At 67.6% G+C, this 12,160-nt stretch carries 15 protein-coding genes and 1 tRNA gene; 4 read left to right on the forward strand and 12 right to left on the reverse strand.

The window, feature by feature from the left end; all coding sequences use genetic code 11:
• Positions 1–56 precede the first annotated feature (56 nt).
• Positions 57–138 (reverse strand) — tRNA-Leu (locus MJO58_RS19980).
• 134 nt (positions 139–272) lie between these two features.
• Here MJO58_RS19980 and MJO58_RS19985 point away from each other — a divergent pair.
• Positions 273–905, forward strand: coding sequence for a GNAT family N-acetyltransferase (locus tag MJO58_RS19985; protein ID WP_090605031.1), 633 nt, complete (start codon positions 273–275; stop codon positions 903–905).
• On the opposite strand, the gene mbtN is transcribed toward MJO58_RS19985, so the two are convergent.
• From mbtN to mbtL, 3 genes are read right to left on the reverse strand one after another with little or no spacing between them, the layout of a single operon-like run.
• Entirely contained in the window at positions 872–2,041 is a 1,170-nt protein-coding gene (mbtN, locus tag MJO58_RS19990; protein WP_239720730.1) for a mycobactin biosynthesis acyl-ACP dehydrogenase MbtN, read from the reverse strand. The two genes, MJO58_RS19985 and mbtN, sit on opposite strands and share 34 nt — an antisense overlap.
• Before the next feature lies 1 nt (position 2,042).
• A complete protein-coding gene (gene mbtM, locus MJO58_RS19995) occupies positions 2,043–3,617 on the reverse strand; it encodes a long-chain-fatty acid--ACP ligase MbtM (RefSeq protein WP_239720732.1) in 1,575 nt (524 codons plus the stop codon).
• Positions 3,617–3,865, reverse strand: coding sequence for a mycobactin biosynthesis acyl carrier protein MbtL (gene mbtL / locus MJO58_RS20000; RefSeq protein ID WP_090605040.1), 249 nt, complete (start codon positions 3,863–3,865; stop codon positions 3,617–3,619). Before mbtL ends, mbtM begins: the two co-directional genes overlap by 1 nt.
• 136 nt (positions 3,866–4,001) lie before the next feature.
• Between mbtL and MJO58_RS20005 the strand changes: the two genes are divergently transcribed.
• Both MJO58_RS20005 and MJO58_RS20010 read left to right on the forward strand, forming a co-directional pair.
• Complete coding sequence (locus MJO58_RS20005) at positions 4,002–4,397, forward strand: hypothetical protein (RefSeq protein WP_090609491.1); 396 nt, start codon at positions 4,002–4,004, stop codon at positions 4,395–4,397.
• Complete coding sequence (locus MJO58_RS20010) at positions 4,394–4,738, forward strand: DUF3817 domain-containing protein (protein ID WP_090605043.1); 345 nt, start codon at positions 4,394–4,396, stop codon at positions 4,736–4,738. Before MJO58_RS20005 ends, MJO58_RS20010 begins: the two co-directional genes overlap by 4 nt.
• A gap of 11 nt (positions 4,739–4,749) precedes the next feature.
• On the opposite strand, the gene rdgB is transcribed toward MJO58_RS20010, so the two are convergent.
• From rdgB to clpS, 8 genes are all read right to left on the reverse strand, one after another.
• The gene (gene rdgB, locus MJO58_RS20015) at positions 4,750–5,355 is read right to left on the reverse strand and encodes an RdgB/HAM1 family non-canonical purine NTP pyrophosphatase (RefSeq protein ID WP_090609494.1); all 606 of its coding nucleotides are present in this window, start codon (positions 5,353–5,355) and stop codon (positions 4,750–4,752) included.
• 44 nt (positions 5,356–5,399) lie between these two features.
• The gene (gene rph / locus MJO58_RS20020) at positions 5,400–6,179 is read right to left on the reverse strand and encodes a ribonuclease PH (protein ID WP_090605046.1); all 780 of its coding nucleotides are present in this window, start codon (positions 6,177–6,179) and stop codon (positions 5,400–5,402) included.
• 56 nt (positions 6,180–6,235) lie between these two features.
• Positions 6,236–7,021, reverse strand: coding sequence for a cyclic nucleotide-degrading phosphodiesterase (locus MJO58_RS20025; RefSeq protein ID WP_090605048.1), 786 nt, complete (start codon positions 7,019–7,021; stop codon positions 6,236–6,238).
• 69 nt (positions 7,022–7,090) lie between these two features.
• On the reverse strand, positions 7,091–7,906 hold the full coding sequence (murI, locus tag MJO58_RS20030; RefSeq protein WP_090605051.1) for a glutamate racemase: 816 nt from the start codon (positions 7,904–7,906) through the stop codon (positions 7,091–7,093).
• Positions 7,903–8,568 carry a rhomboid family intramembrane serine protease gene (locus MJO58_RS20035; RefSeq protein WP_239720733.1) on the reverse strand — a complete coding sequence of 222 codons (666 nt, stop codon included), beginning with the start codon at positions 8,566–8,568 and terminating at the stop codon, positions 7,903–7,905. Before MJO58_RS20035 ends, murI begins: the two co-directional genes overlap by 4 nt.
• 260 nt (positions 8,569–8,828) lie before the next feature.
• Positions 8,829–9,857 (reverse strand): P1 family peptidase, encoded by a 1,029-nt coding sequence (locus MJO58_RS20040; protein ID WP_239720734.1) that lies wholly within the window; start codon positions 9,855–9,857, stop codon positions 8,829–8,831.
• A gap of 11 nt (positions 9,858–9,868) precedes the next feature.
• On the reverse strand, positions 9,869–10,456 hold the full coding sequence (gene aosR / locus MJO58_RS20045; RefSeq protein ID WP_239720735.1) for an oxidative stress transcriptional regulator AosR: 588 nt from the start codon (positions 10,454–10,456) through the stop codon (positions 9,869–9,871).
• Between the two features lie 26 nt (positions 10,457–10,482).
• A complete protein-coding gene (clpS, locus tag MJO58_RS20050; RefSeq protein ID WP_239720736.1) occupies positions 10,483–10,788 on the reverse strand; it encodes an ATP-dependent Clp protease adapter ClpS in 306 nt (101 codons plus the stop codon).
• A gap of 56 nt (positions 10,789–10,844) precedes the next feature.
• On the opposite strand from clpS, the gene MJO58_RS20055 reads away from it, so the two are divergent.
• Entirely contained in the window at positions 10,845–12,152 is a 1,308-nt protein-coding gene (locus tag MJO58_RS20055; RefSeq protein ID WP_239720737.1) for a nicotinate phosphoribosyltransferase, read from the forward strand.
• Positions 12,153–12,160: the final 8 nt, after the last annotated feature.

Genomic DNA, 12,160 nt, shown 5'->3' on the forward strand with positions numbered 1-12,160 from the left:
TTCGCTGAATGACGCGGCTGCGATCGGATCCGGGCACGACGGCCGAACGCCGGGAGTGCGCAAGGGGGGACTCGAACCCCCACGTCCTAAGACACTGGAACCTAAATCCAGCGCGTCTACCAATTCCGCCACTCGCGCCCGGGCGTAGCGATAATACCGCTCCGGCGCCCGTACGGACGGAAGTCCGACCGCGGCCTGGCCGATCAACTCGAGCACGTATTTGGCATGCCTAACCTAACTCCGAAAGCCGGGTCGGGTAAGGTCAGCAAACGATGAACGGAGCCTCAAACACCCAGACCGATGATTCGTCGACCCAGGTGCTGAAGCGTGAGCGCAAGGATCTCTCCCAAGAGGTCCAGCGCGTTGGCCCGCTTCCGGTCCCCGCACTGGACTCGCCATACGGGATGCGCGCCGCGGTCAGCGGTGACGCAGAAATGGTGTCGGAGTGGATGAATCGCCCTCATCTCGCCGAGACCTGGGAGTACGCCTGGCCGGTGTCGCGCTGGCGCCAGCACCTTGATGCACAGCTCGAGGGGACCTACTCGCTGCCGCTGATCGCCGCCCTGCGCGGCGAAGAGTGCGCCTACCTCGAGATCTATTGGGCAGCAAAGGACATGATCTCGCGTCACTACGATGCTCATCCCTACGACATTGGGCTCCATGCGGCCATCGCGGATCTGAGGTTGGTCAATCGCGGCTTCGGCCCGCGGGTGCTACCGCGAATCGTGGCCAGCGTGTTCGTACAAGAACCGCGCTGCGAGCGGATCATGTTCGATCCGGATCACCGCAACACCACCGTGCGCCGGCTGTGCGAGTTCGTCGGATGCCGGTCGCTGGGTGAGCACGACGCGCCGAACCGGCGGATGGTGCTCTACGCGTTGGACCGTACAACCCAATCCTGGTAGCCGACGTGGTCGGCCTTCATGCCGGCCGCGACCAATTCCCAGAGCACTTCGTCGGTGCCGCCGCCGACCCGGGCCAGCTTCATGTCCCGCCAAACCCGGCCCAGCGGTGTTTCGTCGACGAGATAGCCGGACCCGCCGAAAATGTGCATACACTCGCCGATGACTTCTTCGCCGAGGCGAGCCGCGGTGACCTTGATGCCCGCGGCCGCCCGCAGATCCAGCCGCCCCGCAGCGGCGATGCCGTGCAGCGCGAAGCGCAGCTGGTCGACCCGCGCCTGCAGGTCGGCCATCCGCAGCCGCAACGCCTGATGCTCGAACAGCGTGTTGCCGAATTGGCGCCGATTCATCATGCGGGCCAACGTAATTCCGATCACCCGCTGGCACGACGCCGCGATCTGGCCGGCGATCGACATGCGCTCGTGCGCCAATCCCCAACTGATGGCCGCCAGCCCGGTGCCGGCCCGCGCGACCATCGCGTCGGCCGGGACCCAGGTATCGATGTGGACCGCCGCGGTGTCCAGCGGCCCGGCGCCCACTTTGTTGTAGGGCCGCTGCACGTCGACGTGTGTGGTCGGCACCGCCACCACGACGACGTTGCCGTGCCGGCTGGACGAGTCGTGGTCGACGCTGCGCGCCACGACCATGATGTGGTCGGCGATCGGAGACAGCGAGACGAACTTCTTGATGCCACGGACCGCGAAACCGCCGTCGTGCGAGCGAACCTCGGTTTCAACTATCTGCAGATCCGATCCGCCGGATTCTTCCGAGGCGCCGATGCAGAGCACGGCCTCGCCGCGAATCGCCTTCTCACAGATGTCCTTCAGGTAGTCCGATTTGCCGAACCGGCGCAGCACGGCAATGGCCGAGTCGTGCAGGCTGACGCCCACTCCGATACCGGCCGACGCCAGGTGGCCCAGCGCCAGGGCGAGTTCGATGAGCTTGCCGACGTCGGGTTGGACCTGGTCGGTCCACTTCGCGCTGAAGACATCGCTTGCTCCCAGATGCTCGATCAGCTTGCGCGGAAAGCGTTGCTGCGCTTCGGCTTCGGACGTCCAAACGATGACGCGGTCGTCGAACGCCTCGGCGAGCAGCGCGCGGTAGTCGGCATCGAAAACCGTCTGGCCTGTCGCGGTCACGTCAGTCCACCAGCTCGAGGGTGCGCCGCACTTCCAGCCGGCGCAGTTTGCCCGACGAGGTGCGCGGCAGGGAACCCGGCGACATGAAAACCACGTCGGCCGGCACGATGCCGCACACCGACGCGATGCGCTGAATCACTTCGGTGCGGGCCCGCGTCTGGTCATCACCTTTGAACTCGGCCGCGACGACCAGCCCGGGGCGAGCGGACCGCTCGCCGGTGCCCAGGGCGACTACGCAGCCTTCCCGTACCCCGGTGACCTGGGCGGCGATCAGTTCGATCTCCGTCGGGAAGATGTTGCGTCCCGCGATCGAGATGATTTCCTTGGCCCGGCCACACACGACCAGGCCACCGTCGTCGAAGAAGCCCAAATCGCCGGTGGGAAACCAGCCTTCGCGATCGATGGTCGGGTGCCCCAGGTAGCCATCCATCATCGACGAGCCGCGAATCTCGATCTCACCGATCTCGCGGTCCGCCGTGTCGGTGTAGCGATCGCTGGATACGACCCGGATTTCCATGCCCGCAAGCGCCTGTCCCAGGACGGCGTACTTGCGCGGACCGCGCTCGTCCGAGACGGTGGCGAAGGTCAATCCGGTACCGGGTGCGGGCAAGGCGACCGCGCAGGTGGACTCGGCAAGGCCGTACGACGGCGCCAGCGCACCGGCGTCAAATCCGAACGGCGCCATGGCTTCTGCGAACCGCGCAAAGCCGTCACAGTCCACCGGTTCGCCACCGTTGATGGCGACCCGCATGGCGCTGAGATCGACGCCGGACACCAGCGTCGCGTACTTGCCGAGGATGTTGTAGGCGAGGTTGGGTGCGGCGGTGAGCGTCGCACGGCTTTCCGAGAGCCACTTCAGCCAGTTGAACGGCGACGCGGAGAACGCCGTGGGAGAAGACAGCCACAGCGGCAGCCCGGCCATCATCGAGGCGAGCACGCAGGTAAGCCCCATGTCGTGAAACAGCGGCAGCCAAGAGCACACAACGTCGCGCGACGCATCGAAGCTGAATCGTTGATCGAGACCGCGCATGTTACTGAGCACCGCGCCCGGCGAAAGCATCGCGGTTTTGGGCGATCCGGTCGATCCCGCCGTTCCCTGCAGAATGGCCGGGCCAATCGGGTCGGCATGCGGGATACCCGACGCCGAGCGGTCGGTGCGCGCCGCAGTGGCGAGGTCTTCGGTGACAATGCCCGCGCGCGCAACCGCTCGCAGGCTTTCCAAGTGCGAGCCGTGGCTTAGCACCGCGCCCACCCCGATGCCGGCAAACCGGTGCAGCGTCGACTCCGCCCAGTACTGAGCGTCCGCACCTCGCACCGGTCCCGGCAGGATCGAGATGGCCGCGCCGGTTAGCCATGAACCCTGGATCGCCGCGATGAACTCCACGGTTGGCTCGCCGACGAGACCGACCGCGGCGGGTCGGTCATGGTCAAGGAGCCAGGCCGCAACCCCTTCGGCTAACCCGTGCACGTCCGGCCACGGGAGCCGTTTCCAGTCCGAGGTCTCCTTGTCGAAGACAGCCAATTCGGAGGTAGCGGTCCGCATTGACCGCGTGATCGCCGCCGCAAGTTGGCTCATTACGGTGTTTTCGCCGCGATCGCCGCGTCCAGATCGCCGACTGTGTCACAGGTCAGTAGTTCTTCCTCGGACAGCGCGACGCCGAGCCGCTCTTCGATGGCAACCATGCCTACAGCAAAGGCCACCGAATCCAAACCGACATCGTCGACCAACCTGGCGTCGGGCGTAACCCGGGCCATGTCGACGTTGAGGTCGTCACGCAGAATGCTTTGCAGCGCAGCGGTCACCGCGGCGGAAGAGGAGGCCATGGCGACGGACCTTACACGCCTAAGTAAGGCAAGCCTAGCCTTTTATTGAGCGTTGAGAGTTTCGCCACACCGGGTGCCCAGCGAACCCACCGCGCTGTTGTCACTGGGCGTCAAGAGCGCGCGGTACCGTCGAGGGGTGTCCAGTGAGGCCCGTCCGAAGCGCCATCACCGGCCCGCACTGATTGTTTTGGCGATCGTCGCGGCCGGTGGCTGCCTGGCCTTGGGCTGGTGGCAATGGACACGGTTTGAGTCGCCGTCGGGCACCTTCCAAAACCTCGGCTACGCATTGCAGTGGCCGTTATTCGCGTGGTTCTGCGTCTATGCGTACCGCAATTTCGTCCGCTACGAACAGGCACCGCCGCGGCCGCGCGACCACGGCGCGGTCACCGAGATCCCGGCCGGGCTGCTACCCGAGCGGCCCGCGCCCGCGCAGCAACCACCCGACGACGACCCCGCCTTGCGGGAGTACAACGCTTATCTGGCCCAGCTCGCAGCCCAAGATGCCGAAAAGCAGAACAGGACCACCGCATGACCACGCCCGAGACACCCTCCGAAACAAGCGTCTCCGCCGATCGCATCCGCCCAGCCCTGCTCGGCTACCGGATCATGACGTGGACGACGGGTCTGTGGCTGATCGCACTGTGCTACGAGATCGTCTCGCATCTGGTGTTCGGCCACGAGATCCGGTGGATCGGGATCGTGCACGGCTGGGTGTATTTCGCTTACGTGCTAACGGCTTTCAATCTAGCGATCAAGGTCCGCTGGCCGATCGGCAAGACGATTGGTGTGCTGCTGGCCGGCACCATCCCGCTGCTGGGCATCATCGTTGAGCACTTCCAGACCAAGGACATCAAGGCCCGCTTCGGGCTGTAGGCCGACCGCGCTCAGGCCAACGCGCGCAACGCCGGCAGCAGCAGCGCCAGCGCGCGACCACGATGCGAGGCCGCGTCCTTCTCCGCGGGGCTCAACTCCGCCGCGGAGCGCTCGGAGCCGCCCGGAATGAAGACCGGATCGTAGCCGAACCCGCCGTTGCCACGCGGCTCGCGGGCGATCGTGCCGGGCCACTCGCCGCGCACGACGACTTCGCCGCCGTCCGACACCAGCGCGCAGGCGGACACAAATGCCGCGGAACGCCGTTCGTCGGGCACATCACGCAACTGGGCAAGCAACAGCGCGGTATTGGCGGCGTCGTCGCCGTGAGTGCCCGCCCAGCGGGCCGACAGCACGCCAGGCATGCCACGCAACGCCGCGACCTCCAGACCGGAATCGTCGGCGACGGTCGCCAACCCGGTGGCCGCGAACGCATCCCGCGCCTTGGCCAACGCGTTGTCCTCGAACGTCGCACCGGTTTCCGGCGCCTCGTCGAAGGGCGCCACGTCGTTGAGCGACACCAGCGTCAGCCCCGAGAGCCCGGCGCCGTCCAGCACCCGGCGCAGTTCGGCCAGCTTCTTGGGGTTGCGGCTGGCCACCAGCAGCCGTGACGATCGCAAGGGCGGCGAAGCCGGGCGCGGCGGGTCGTCACCATCCGGCACGGTCAGCTGCCGAACGCCTTCGGCGCGTTCGGGCCTTCGGGCAGCACGCCCGGGTACGGCAACTCCAGCGCCTCGCGCTGGGCGGCGAACAACGTGTCGCAGGCCCCGAGCGCCATATCAAGCAGCTTGTCCAGCGTCGAGCGCGGGAAGGTCGCACCCTCGCCGGTGCCCTGAATCTCGACCAGGGTTCCGGTATCGGTGGCGACGACGTTCATGTCGACCTCGGCGCGCGAATCCTCCTCGTAGGGTAGGTCGACGCGGATCCTGCCGTCGACCACACCGACGCTGACCGCCGCGATCGCGCACGACAACGGCCGCGGATCCGACAGCTTGCCCGCCGCCGACAGGTAGGTCACTGCGTCGGCCAGCGCCACGTAGGCACCCGTGATCGCCGCCGTGCGGGTACCGCCGTCGGCCTGCAGCACATCGCAATCGACGGCGATCGTGTTCTCCCCCAACGCCGCCAGATCGATGCACGCGCGCAGCGATCGACCGATCAGCCGACTGATTTCCTGGGTGCGCCCGGACAGCCGGCCCTTCACCGATTCCCGGTCGGAGCGAGTGTGGGTGGCGGACGGCAGCATGGCGTACTCCGCGGTCAGCCAACCCAGGCCAGTCCCCTTGCGCCAGCGCGGTACTCCCTCGGTGACACTCGCCGTGCACAGGACTTTGGTCCCACCGAATCCGATCAGGACCGAACCCGCGGGATTCTCGGTGAAGCCGCGCGTGATGACCACTGGGCGAAGCTCGTCGTCATTGCGACCGTCTTCTCGTTTTGACACCCAATCACCCTAGCCACCCTGGGCCGCCGGTGCGTCACGCAGGCAGGTCGGCTGAATCAGACTCGTTCGGAGTGCCGAACGTCAAATGTCTCGTTGCACACCACGGCGTGCACGGGACCGTCGAACTCGGCCTTGGCCTCGCTGATCACGTCCTCCCGCGAGGTCCACGGCGGGATGTGGGTCAGCAGCAGCTCGCGGACGCCGGCCTGCGCCGCGACCCGGCCGGCTTCGGTGCCCGACAAGTGCAGGGCGGGCGGACGATCCGGGGCGTGCGTCCAGGACGCCTCGCACAGGAACACGTCGGCGTCGCGAGCCAGCTCGACGAGCTGATCGCAGACTCCGGTGTCCCCGCTGTAAACGAACGACGCTCCGCTGGGATCGGTGATTCGCAACCCGTAGGACTCGGTGGGATGTGCGACTATGCGCGGTGTCACGGACAGTGCCCCGACCTCGACCGGCTCGCCGTCGACCCAGTGATGGACGTCGAATATGTCCGAGCAGTCGTCGATTTCACCGCCGTACGGCGACGACGCGGCGCCCAACCGCGACCAGGTGTCGCTCGGGCCGTACAACATCGCCTTGCCGAGCGGACGCGACGACGGGTGGTAGCGGCGCCACACGAACAGCCCCGGCATATCCAGACAATGGTCGGCATGCAGGTGGGACAACAGCACGTGCACGGAAGCCGGGTCGGCGTGGCGCTGCAAGGCGCCGAGCACACCCCCGCCAAAGTCCAGGACCAGCGGCGGAGTGTCCGGAGCCCGAAGCAAATAACCCGACGCTGGCGAGTCCGGACCGACCACGCTGCCCGAGCAGCCGAGCACGGTTATTCGCACAGGCACTACTGTGCCATGCCCGGAAGCACCATGAGAAAAACATCGCGCGATTGATGTGATGAGAATCTCGGCGAGCTAGCCAATCGGCGAGTGGTGCACTGGCCGGACGCCGCTGACGGCTGGCCCCAGGAATCGCGCCGCCAGTTTGGTGAAGGCCTCGGGGTCGCCGGTGGCTTCGAAGTGTCGCGTCGCCGGCGCCGCGTCGTGCGGGCGCAGCAAATCCTGTTCGGTGAGCATCCGGAGCACTTCCTTCGCGGTTTCCTCGGCGCTGGAAACCAGCGTCACGTTTTCGCCCATGGCCAGCTGAATCAACCCCGACAGCAGTGGGTAGTGCGTGCAGCCCAGCACCAGCGTGTCGATTTGGGCCCGTTGCAGCGGCTCCAGGTATCCCTCGGCCAGGCCCAAGACTTGACGCCCGCTCGTCACGCCCCGCTCGACGAAGTCGACGAAGCGCGGGCAGGCCACCGCGGTGATCTCGGTGTCACGGGCGGCGGCGAACGCGTCCTGGTAGGCGTGCGACGTGATGGTTGCCTGGGTGCCGATCACGCCGATGCGGCCGTTGCGGGTGGTGGCCACGGCGCGGCGCACGGCCGGCAGGATCACCTCGACGACGGGCACGTCGTAGCGCTCGCGGGCATCGCGCAGGCAGGCCGCCGACGCGGTGTTGCAGGCGATCACCAACGCCTTCACGCCGCGGCCCACCAGATCGTCACCGATGGCCAGCGCGTGAGCGCGCACCTCGGGAATGGTGAGCGGGCCGTAGGGGCCGTTGCCGGTGTCGCCGACGTAGACGATGTCCTCGTCCGGCAATTGGTCGATGATCGCGCGAGCGACCGTCAGTCCCCCGACGCCGGAGTCGAAGACCCCGACGGGCGCCAAAGGTGAGCTCACGTCTTCAGCCGCGGCGCGTTGCCGGCTTTTCGCTTAGCCCGGGCCTTGCGCTCAGGAGCGGACAACAGATACGCGGCGACGACGCCTGCGATGGCGCCACATAGGTGACCCTGCCAGGACACCCCGCCGCATTGACCGAGCACCGGCATCGCGCCGAGCAGCACGCCACCGTAGATGAACAGCACCACCAGGCCGATGACGATGTCGACGAACCGGCGCACGAATATTCCGAAGACCAGCAGAAAGGCCAGCCAGCCGAAGATCAGCCCGGAGGCCCCGATATGGTCCGTCGGCCCGCAGTTGCTGCCCCAGTTGCCGATCAGCCAGGTGCCGAAGCCGCCCACGATCCACACGATCGCGGTCGCCCACACGAAGCGGGACAAACCGGCCAGCGTCATCAAAAATCCGAGCACTAGCAGGGGGACCGTATTGGCCATCAGGTGCTGCCAGTTGGCATGCAGCACGGGCGCGAAGACGATCCCCCACAGGCCGTCGGTTTCCAGCGGCCTGATGCCGTTTGCGTCCAGGGAATGCCGCGACAGTTGGTCGAACAGTTCGATCAGGTAGAGCAGCGCGACAAAGGTGAGGATCGTGGCCCCGCCCACCACCCACTCGGGCCGCTTTTTCCGTGTAGCGGGTACGCGTTGCTGTGCACTATTCATGCGCGCCGCTCCTCCTCATCGCTACGCTCTGCATCGTCGCCGGCCGGGCTCATGCGCGCCGCTCCTCCTCATCGCTACGCTCTGCATCGTCGCCGGCGCGGCTCATACCCATAACTGCACTTCTAGAGCGTCCTCGGCATCATCCAGGCTACCGGCCCAGGGGCCGGTCGTTGACCATCGCGGGAGATGGCGCTGCGGACGATCGGAGCCCTCGGCTGCGACGGACCGCCTCCACCACATCGGAGCGGATCACCAACACGTCAGCTCCCCGCCCGGAATGCACCGGGCAAGGTGTCGCGGTAGGTCGGTATTCCGGCGACCGACTCGGCCGACAACACCCCGACCAGCACCGCACGCGCCAGACAATCGGCCGCGGCCGCGCCCACCTCGGTGACCAGCCGCGTCTCCGGCGACATCGCCGCGGGCGCATCGGCCGGCGGGGGCACCTCAACCGCCCCGGTCGCCAGCGCGAACACGGTGTCGCCGTCCAGCGGGGTGTGCGCCGGGCGGATGGTGCGGGCCAGGCCGTCATGGGCGGCGATCGCGACGCGCCGGCACGCCGCGGAGCTCAGCGCCGCGTCGGTTGCGACCACCGCGATCGTCGTGTTGAGCGGTTCCAGCGGCGAAGGAAGCCGCGCGAGCGCCTCAATCTGGTCGGCCGGCGGCGGCGTCAACGCCAACTCCTTGATCGCATCCGCCATCCACGGCAGGCCGGTGGTCCGGTCGACGACCTCGCCGGCGGAATTGACCGCGACGACCGCGCCGACGGTGACGCCCGACGGCAGCATCGTCGACGCCGTGCCGATGCCGCCCTTGAGCACGCCGGCCCGAGCCCCCACCCCGGCGCCGACCGTGCCGACGGCCACCGTCGCGCCGGCGGCCTCGCAGGCGGCGTGGCCGAACTCCGCCGTCGGCCGGCAATCCCAGCCGCCGACCGGTAGGTCGAAGATCACCGCACTCGGGACGATGGGCACCAATCCGCCCTTCATCGCCACGCCACGCTCGTGTTCTTCCAGCCAGCGCATCACGCCGTCGGCGGCCGCCAAACCGTAGGCGCTGCCGCCAGCCAGCAGGACCGCGTCGACGAACCGCACCGAATTGGCCGGGTCCAGCAGTTCGGTCTCCCGGGTGCCGGGCGCGCCGCCGCGGCAATCGACCGCGCCGACCGTCCCCGGCGGGGTCAACACCACGGTGACGCCGGTGGCCCACCCGGCGCCCAACGCCGCGTCCGGATCCAGGCGCTGATAGTGGCCGATGCGGATGCCGCCGACATCGGTGAGCGCGTTCATCGGCCCCCGCGTCAAGATGACCGGGGCCCCATCAGCACCAACACCAGGTACTCCTGCAGCACGGTCAGCCACTGGTAGACGTCGAAATGGGTGGCCATCGGATGGTCGGCCGGCAGCCGTTCCGGCCCGTCCGGCCCGATTTCGAGCATGACTCCCAGCGCCAGCCGAATGTCGTTGACGGCTGAGATCCAGGCGTTGGCCTGGTCCTCGCTCAGCTCGAACCGTCCGCCACTATCCGGAATTGTGCGTAACAACTGCTGTGCCGCAGCACGTTTGGCGTCGATAATCTCCGGCTCGTGCAGACTGCGCAGCGCGGAGTTCAGGGGTGCTTGCGACCCGGTGCTCGACGAGTCCTCGTCGTCGGGCCGGAAGAAGTCCGGCAGCAGCCGGCGCAGCGTCGGGTCTTCAGGCGGTTCGGCATTTCCGGTCTTGATGCCGGTGATCTCCTCGAGTTCATCTGATGGCGAAGAGGATTCGCGCTCGTCGAGCAAGCCGATCAACGCGCCGACCAGATTCCTCAGCAGCTCCGCCTCGTGCGGAGCCAAGGAGGACCGGAAACGGGGACCCTCGGCGGTCTCAACCCGCTTCCATTTGCGCACTGGAAATCCCGGATGCCCCTCGGATCTCAGCGGTCCTGCTGCAGCGTCGCCCACAAACCGGCGGCGTGCAGCTTGGACACGTCAATTTCCATCGACTCACGGCTACCCGCCGACACCACTGCCTTGCCTTCGTTGTGCACCTGCAGCATAAGTTTGGTGGCGTGCGGCTCGCTGTAGCCGAACAACTTCTGGAACACATACGTCACGTAGGTCATCAAATTGACGGGGTCGTCCCACACGATGGTGACCCACGGACTGGCGGTCACCTCGACCGGAGCGGACTCGCGTTGCCCGGTGGTGCCGGGCTTGGTGGGCGCTGACGCAGCAACCATGGCCTCCAGGATACCGAGAGACCGGCCGCCCGCCGCCAGCCGTTACCGTTGGGAGAATGAACGAGCCGGCCTTAGCTGGGCTGTTAACCGATAAGTACGAGTTGACGATGCTGGCAGCGGCGCTGCGCGACGGCACGGCAGCGCGCCGGACCACGTTCGAACTGTTCGCCCGCCGCCTTCCCGCGGGTCGGCGCTACGGCGTGGTCGCCGGCACCGGCCGTTTGCTGGAGCTCTTGCCGCAGTTCAGGTTCGACGACGACGCGTGCCGGCTGATGGCGCAGTTCCTCGAGCCGGACACCTTGCGTTATCTCCGCGACTTCCGGTTCACCGGTGATATCGACGGCTACGCCGAAGGTGAGCTCTACTTTCCGGGCTCACCGGTGCTGTCGGTGCGCGGCAGCTTCGCCGAATGCGTGCTACTTGAAACGCTGGCGCTGTCGATCTTCAACCACGACACGGCGATCGCCTCCGCGGCGGCACGCATGGTCAGTGCGGCCGCCGGGCGCCCGCTGATCGAAATGGGATCGCGGCGAACCCACGAACAGTCCGCCGTCGCCGCGGCCCGCGCGGCCTATATCGCCGGATTCGCCGCGTCCTCGAACCTCGAAGCCGGGCGTCGCTACGGCGTACCGACCGAGGGCACCGCCGCGCACGCGTTCACCATGCTGCACACCGATGCGAACGGCCCCGACGAGCTCGCCGCGTTCCGGGCCCAGGTCGACGCGCTGGGCCCCGACACCACGCTGCTGGTGGATACCTACGACGTGACAACCGGCGTGACCAACGCCGTGGCCGCCGTCGGGGCGAGGCTCGGCGCGGTGCGACTGGACTCCGGCGAGCTCGGCGTGCTGGCTCGCCAGGTGCGCGAGCAGCTCGACCGGCTGGGCGCCACCCGCACCCGCATCGTGGTGTCCGGCGATCTCGACGAGTTCTCCATCGCCGCGCTGCGGGCCGAGCCGGTGGACAGCTACGGCGCCGGCACCTCGGTGGTGACCGGCTCGGGCGCCCCGACCGCGGGCATGGTCTACAAGCTGGTCGAAGTCGAAGGCATACCGGTGCAAAAACGCAGCAGCCACAAGGAATCCCAGGGTGGCCACAAAGAAGCGCTGCGGCTGTCCCGCCCGACCGGCACGATCACCGAAGAGATCGTGCATCCCGCGGGCCGGCCGCCGGCGACCACGGAGCCGTTCCGGGTACTGACCGTCCCGCTCGTCCGCGGCGGCGAGGCGCTTGCGAGCACCGGCCACGCGGCCCTGGCCGCCGCCCGGGACCTGGTGGCATCCGGGTTGCACAGCCTGCCCTGGGAGGGCCTGAAATTGGCGCACGGTGAACCGGCGATTCCGACGACGCGCATCCCGGTCTGATCGATACC

Source organism: Mycobacterium lentiflavum (genome assembly GCF_022374895.2).
GTDB classification, from domain to species: Bacteria; Actinomycetota; Actinomycetes; order Mycobacteriales; family Mycobacteriaceae; genus Mycobacterium; species Mycobacterium lentiflavum.

Excerpts from the sequence above, each read along its gene's own strand:
- MJO58_RS20055 (WP_239720737.1), top strand. The coding sequence starts at position 10,845 with ATGAACGAGCCGGCCTTAGCTGGGCTGTTAACCGATAAGTACGAGTTG.
- MJO58_RS19985 (WP_090605031.1), top strand. The coding sequence starts at position 273 with ATGAACGGAGCCTCAAACACCCAGACCGATGATTCGTCGACCCAGGTG.
- mbtL (WP_090605040.1), bottom strand. The coding sequence starts at position 3,865 with ATGGCCTCCTCTTCCGCCGCGGTGACCGCTGCGCTGCAAAGCATTCTG.
- clpS (WP_239720736.1), bottom strand. The coding sequence starts at position 10,788 with ATGGTTGCTGCGTCAGCGCCCACCAAGCCCGGCACCACCGGGCAACGC.
- MJO58_RS20010 (WP_090605043.1), top strand. The coding sequence starts at position 4,394 with ATGACCACGCCCGAGACACCCTCCGAAACAAGCGTCTCCGCCGATCGC.
- mbtM (WP_239720732.1), bottom strand. The coding sequence starts at position 3,617 with ATGAGCCAACTTGCGGCGGCGATCACGCGGTCAATGCGGACCGCTACC.
- MJO58_RS20040 (WP_239720734.1), bottom strand. The coding sequence starts at position 9,857 with ATGAACGCGCTCACCGATGTCGGCGGCATCCGCATCGGCCACTATCAG.
- MJO58_RS20035 (WP_239720733.1), bottom strand. The coding sequence starts at position 8,568 with ATGAATAGTGCACAGCAACGCGTACCCGCTACACGGAAAAAGCGGCCC.